Source organism: Psychrobacter sp. Sarcosine-02u-2, assembly GCF_002836335.1.
GTDB lineage: Bacteria > Pseudomonadota > Gammaproteobacteria > Pseudomonadales > Moraxellaceae > Psychrobacter > Psychrobacter faecalis.
On the sequence record NZ_PJBX01000019.1, the window covers coordinates 1 to 5,640 of the forward strand.

Below are 5,640 nucleotides of genomic sequence, written 5' to 3' on the forward strand. Positions count from 1 at the left end.
AACTTATATGTCAATTACATATAACAAACCTGGCTAACCCATTGAAACAAATTATAAAAAAGCTTGACAAACCAAATCATTATGATATGATAGTCGGCTCGCTAGATAGGATAAGTTCTTAACTTAAACGAACTAGCAAAGAGAAATACCCTATATATCAGTTACTGGACGACAGTAGCTTGACACTATTTAAAAGCATAACTAAAGAACAACTTGTGTGGATTTTTGCTGATTCAGAATGCTAAAAAATAAAGTTGGTTGAAACTTCTTTTCGGAGTTTCTTCTAACTATAAAAATTATCATTTAAGACAGCAAGAAAACTCAAAGTTAATTCATTATATGAAACATACGAGAGCGTAATTGCCAGATTAAATGAGCCAAGTTTCGAAGTCTCTTTAAAGGACTTCATGCAAGATTAAACTGAAGAGTTTGATCATGGCTCAGATTGAACGCTGGCGGCAGGCTTAACACATGCAAGTCGAGCGGTAACAGGAGAAGCTTGCTTCTCGCTGACGAGCGGCGGACGGGTGAGTAATACTTAGGAATCTACCTAGTAGTGGGGGATAGCTCGGGGAAACTCGAATTAATACCGCATACGACCTACGGGAGAAAGGGGGCAACTTGTTGCTCTCGCTATTAGATGAGCCTAAGTCGGATTAGCTAGATGGTGGGGTAAAGGCCTACCATGGCGACGATCTGTAGCTGGTCTGAGAGGATGATCAGCCACACCGGGACTGAGACACGGCCCGGACTCCTACGGGAGGCAGCAGTGGGGAATATTGGACAATGGGGGCAACCCTGATCCAGCCATGCCGCGTGTGTGAAGAAGGCCTTTTGGTTGTAAAGCACTTTAAGCAGTGAAGAAGACTCCATGGTTAATACCCATGGACGATGACATTAGCTGCAGAATAAGCACCGGCTAACTCTGTGCCAGCAGCCGCGGTAATACAGAGGGTGCAAGCGTTAATCGGAATTACTGGGCGTAAAGCGAGCGTAGGTGGCTTGATAAGTCAGATGTGAAAGCCCCGGGCTTAACCTGGGAACGGCATCTGATACTGTTAGGCTAGAGTAGGTGAGAGGAAGGTAGAATTCCAGGTGTAGCGGTGAAATGCGTAGAGATCTGGAGGAATACCGATGGCGAAGGCAGCCTTCTGGCATCATACTGACACTGAGGTTCGAAAGCGTGGGTAGCAAACAGGATTAGATACCCTGGTAGTCCACGCCGTAAACGATGTCTACTAGTCGTTGGGTCCCTTGAGGACTTAGTGACGCAGCTAACGCAATAAGTAGACCGCCTGGGGAGTACGGCCGCAAGGTTAAAACTCAAATGAATTGACGGGGGCCCGCACAAGCGGTGGAGCATGTGGTTTAATTCGATGCAACGCGAAGAACCTTACCTGGTCTTGACATATCTAGAATCCTGCAGAGATGCGGGAGTGCCTTCGGGAATTAGAATACAGGTGCTGCATGGCTGTCGTCAGCTCGTGTCGTGAGATGTTGGGTTAAGTCCCGCAACGAGCGCAACCCTTGTCCTTAGTTACCAGCGGTTTGGCCGGGAACTCTAAGGATACTGCCAGTGACAAACTGGAGGAAGGCGGGGACGACGTCAAGTCATCATGGCCCTTACGACCAGGGCTACACACGTGCTACAATGGTAGGTACAGAGGGCAGCTACACAGCGATGTGATGCGAATCTCAAAAAGCCTATCGTAGTCCAGATTGGAGTCTGCAACTCGACTCCATGAAGTAGGAATCGCTAGTAATCGCGGATCAGAATGCCGCGGTGAATACGTTCCCGGGCCTTGTACACACCGCCCGTCACACCATGGGAGTTGATTGCACCAGAAGTGGGTAGCCTAACCTTTTAGGATGGCGCTCACCACGGTGTGGTTGATGACTGGGGTGAAGTCGTAACAAGGTAGCCGTAGGGGAACCTGCGGCTGGATCACCTCCTTATAGACAGCATTCGGTCAGCAAGAATTCACAACAAGTTGTTCTTTAGTTTAAGCTTACGTTTATACAAGCGTAATTTGGGTCTGTAGCTCAGCTGGTTAGAGCACCGTGTTGATAACGCGGGGGTCAGTGGTTCAAGTCCACTTAGACCCACCATTTATATATGGGGCCATAGCTCAGTTGGTAGAGCGCCTGCCTTGCACGCAGGAGGTCAACGGTTCGACTCCGTTTGGCTCCACCACTATAAACGCCAAGTAAGCTTTCAGTGCACAGCATAAACAGAATTAAGTGATCATCATTGATTATTTACTTCTGTTTTATACAGAACTTACTACTCGACGAGAGAGTAAGAACTATTTAAAAACATAGATATGAGTCTGGGTTAGAGTGGCGTGTTCACGCGACACTCTAACCTTAAGAAATCCTCTTTTAACGACATTGTTTGTTATCCCAAAGAGGGTTTCTTAAAAAAGTAAAGAGAACTGAATCAAGCGTAAACATAGGTGATATCGTTATCATAATTAGATTGTATGACACTTTGAAGTCGAAAGACTACTTGGGGTTGTATGGTCAAGTAATGAAGCGCACATGGTGGATGCCTTGGCAGTCAGAGGCGATGAAAGACGTGACAGCCTGCGATAAGCTTCGGGGAGGCGGCAATATCCTGTGATCCGGAGATTTCTGAATGGGGAAACCCAGCTAGCATAAGCTAGCTATCTTATATTTATATAAGAGGCGAACGAGGGGAAGTGAAACATCTCAGTACCCTTAGGAATAGACATCAATTGAGATTCCCCTAGTAGCGGCGAGCGAACGGGGAGAAGCCGATTAATACTAATGTAGAAGAACAGCGTGGGAAAGCTGACCGTAGTAGGTGATAGTCCTGTATTCGAAACATTAGCATTAACATATTAAGTAGAGCGGGGCACGAGAAATCCTGTTTGAAGATGGGGGGACCATCCTCCAAGGCTAAATACTCCTGACTGACCGATAGTGAACCAGTACCGTGAGGGAAAGGCGAAAAGAACCCCTGTGAGGGGAGTGAAATAGAACCTGAAACCGTGTGCGTACAAGCAGTGGGAGCCTTAATTTATTAGGGTGACCGCGTACCTTTTGTATAATGGGTCAGCGACTTATATTCTGTAGCAAGGTTAACCGTTTAGGGGAGCCGTAGGGAAACCGAGTCTTAATAGGGCGATTAGTTGCAGGGTATAGACCCGAAACCGAGTGATCTATCCATGAGCAGGTTGAAAGTGCCGTAACAGGCACCGGAGGACCGAACCCACTGTCGTTGAAAAGCCAGGGGATGACTTGTGGATAGGGGTGAAAGGCTAATCAAACTCGGTGATAGCTGGTTCTCCCCGAAAGCTATTTAGGTAGCGCCTCGGACGAACACCATTGGGGGTAGAGCACTGTTTCGGCTAGGGGGTCATACCGACTTACCAAACCGATGCAAACTCCGAATACCGATGAGTGATATCCGGGAGACACACAGTGGGTGCTAACGTCCATTGTGGAGAGGGAAACAACCCAGACCGCCAGCTAAGGCCCCAAATTCCTAGTTAAGTGGGAAACGAGGTGGGAAGGCATAGACAGCTAGGAGGTTGGCTTAGAAGCAGCCATCCTTTAAAGAAAGCGTAATAGCTCACTAGTCGAGTCGGCCCGCGCGGAAGATGTAACGGGGCTCAAACTAGGAGCCGAAGCTGCGGATTTGAATTTGTTTTCAAGTGGTAGGGGAGCGTTGTGTAAGCCTGTGAAGGTGTGTTGTAAAGCATGCTGGAGGTATCACAAGAGCGAATGCTGACGTGAGTAACGATAATGCGAGTGAAAAGCTCGCACGCCGGAAGATCAAGGGTTCCAGTCCAACGTTAATCGGGGCTGGGTGAGTCGACCCCTAAGGCGAGGCCGAAAGGCGTAGTCGATGGGAAATCGGTTAATATTCCGATACTTGTTTATAATGCGATGGAGGGACGGAGTAGGTTATGTCAGCCTGGCGTTGGTTGTCCAGGTGAAAGGATGTAGGCTTACAGTTTAGGCAAATCCGGACTGTAATACGGCTGAGATCTGATAGCAAGCGGTACTTGTACCGTGAAGTGGCAAATACCATGCTTCCAGGAAAAGCTTCTAAGCAATAGTTATAAACGAATCGTACCCTAAACCGACACAGGTGATCAGGTAGAGAATACCAAGGCGCTTGAGAGAACTCTGCTGAAGGAACTAGGCAAAATGGTACCGTAACTTCGGGAGAAGGTACGCTGCCGATGGTGATAGGACTTGCTCCTTGAGCTGTTGGCAGTCGCAGATACCAGGCTGCTGCAACTGTTTATTAAAAACACAGCACTCTGCAAACACGAAAGTGGACGTATAGGGTGTGATGTCTGCCCGGTGCTGGAAGGTTAATTGATGGGGTTAGCGTAAGCGAAGCTCTTGATCGAAGCCCCAGTAAACGGCGGCCGTAACTATAACGGTCCTAAGGTAGCGAAATTCCTTGTCGGGTAAGTTCCGACCTGCACGAATGACATAATGATGGCAGCGCTGTCTCCAGCAGAGACTCAGTGAAATCGAAATCGCAGTGAAGATGCTGTGTACCCGCGGCTAGACGGAAAGACCCCGTGAACCTTTACTACAGCTTTACATTGAACTTTGACCTGACTTGTGCAGGATAGGTGGGAGGCTTTGAAGCCGAGACGCTAGTCTTGGTGGAGCCATCCTTGAAATACCACCCTGGTCATGTCGGGGTTCTAACTCAGGTATAACAATACCGAGGACAATGTATGGTGGGTAGTTTGACTGGGGCGGTCTCCTCCTAAAGAGTAACGGAGGAGTACGAAGGTGCGCTCAGAACGGTCGGAAATCGTTCATAGAGTATAAAGGCAAAAGCGCGCTTAACTGCGAGACCCACAAGTCGAGCAGGTACGAAAGTAGGTCTTAGTGATCCGGTGGTTCTGTATGGAAGGGCCATCGCTCAACGGATAAAAGGTACTCTGGGGATAACAGGCTGATACCGCCCAAGAGTTCATATCGACGGCGGTGTTTGGCACCTCGATGTCGGCTCATCTCATCCTAGGGCTGAAGCAGGTCCTAAGGGTATGGCTGTTCGCCATTTAAAGAGGTACGCGAGCTGGGTTTAGAACGTCGTGAGACAGTTCGGTCCCTATCTACCGTGGGCGTTGGAAATTTGAGAGGATCTGCTCCTAGTACGAGAGGACCAGAGTGGACGAACCACTGGTGTTCGGGTTGTCATGCCAATGGCATTGCCCGGTAGCTACGTTCGGATGGGATAACCGCTGAAAGCATCTAAGCGGGAAGCCCACCTCAAGATTAGATTTCCCTAAAGAGCCGTTCAAGACTAGGACGTTGATAGGCAGGGTGTGGAAGCACAGCGATGTGTGTAGCTAACCTGTACTAATTGCTCGTTTGGCTTGACCATACAACACCCAAGTGGTTTGTATCAAGTCTAATTATTTCGATATCACCTTAATCCTTGGTTCAGTTGGATTAAGATGACACTAGTCATTAAAACACACAGACTCATATCTAACCCCCTTTGCTGACGACAATAGCATGATGGTACCACCTGATCCCTTCCCGAACTCAGAAGTGAAACATCATCGCGCCAATGGTAGTGTGGCTCCGGCCATGTGAGAGTAGGTCATCGTCAGCTCTCTATTCCTGAAAACCCCCTTA

At 48.3% G+C, this 5,640-nt stretch carries 2 tRNA genes and 3 rRNA genes; all 5 read left to right on the forward strand.

The window, feature by feature from the left end:
* Nucleotides 1–417: 417 nt before the first annotated feature.
* The 5 genes from CXF58_RS00800 (at nt 418) to rrf (ending at nt 5,617) form a co-directional block, all read left to right on the forward strand.
* Nucleotides 418–1,956 (forward strand): 16S ribosomal RNA (locus CXF58_RS00800).
* A 76-nt stretch (nt 1,957–2,032) separates the two neighbouring features.
* A tRNA-Ile gene (locus CXF58_RS00805) sits at nt 2,033–2,109 on the forward strand.
* A gap of 9 nt (nt 2,110–2,118) precedes the next feature.
* Nucleotides 2,119–2,194: transfer RNA gene (locus CXF58_RS00810), tRNA-Ala, on the forward strand.
* Nucleotides 2,195–2,521: 327 nt separating this feature from the next.
* Nucleotides 2,522–5,383: ribosomal RNA gene (locus CXF58_RS00815) — 23S ribosomal RNA — on the forward strand.
* 119 nt (nt 5,384–5,502) lie between these two features.
* A 5S ribosomal RNA gene (gene rrf / locus CXF58_RS00820) occupies nt 5,503–5,617 on the forward strand.
* Together the 16S, 23S and 5S rRNA genes with 2 tRNA genes alongside form the textbook arrangement of a ribosomal RNA operon.
* Nucleotides 5,618–5,640: the final 23 nt, after the last annotated feature.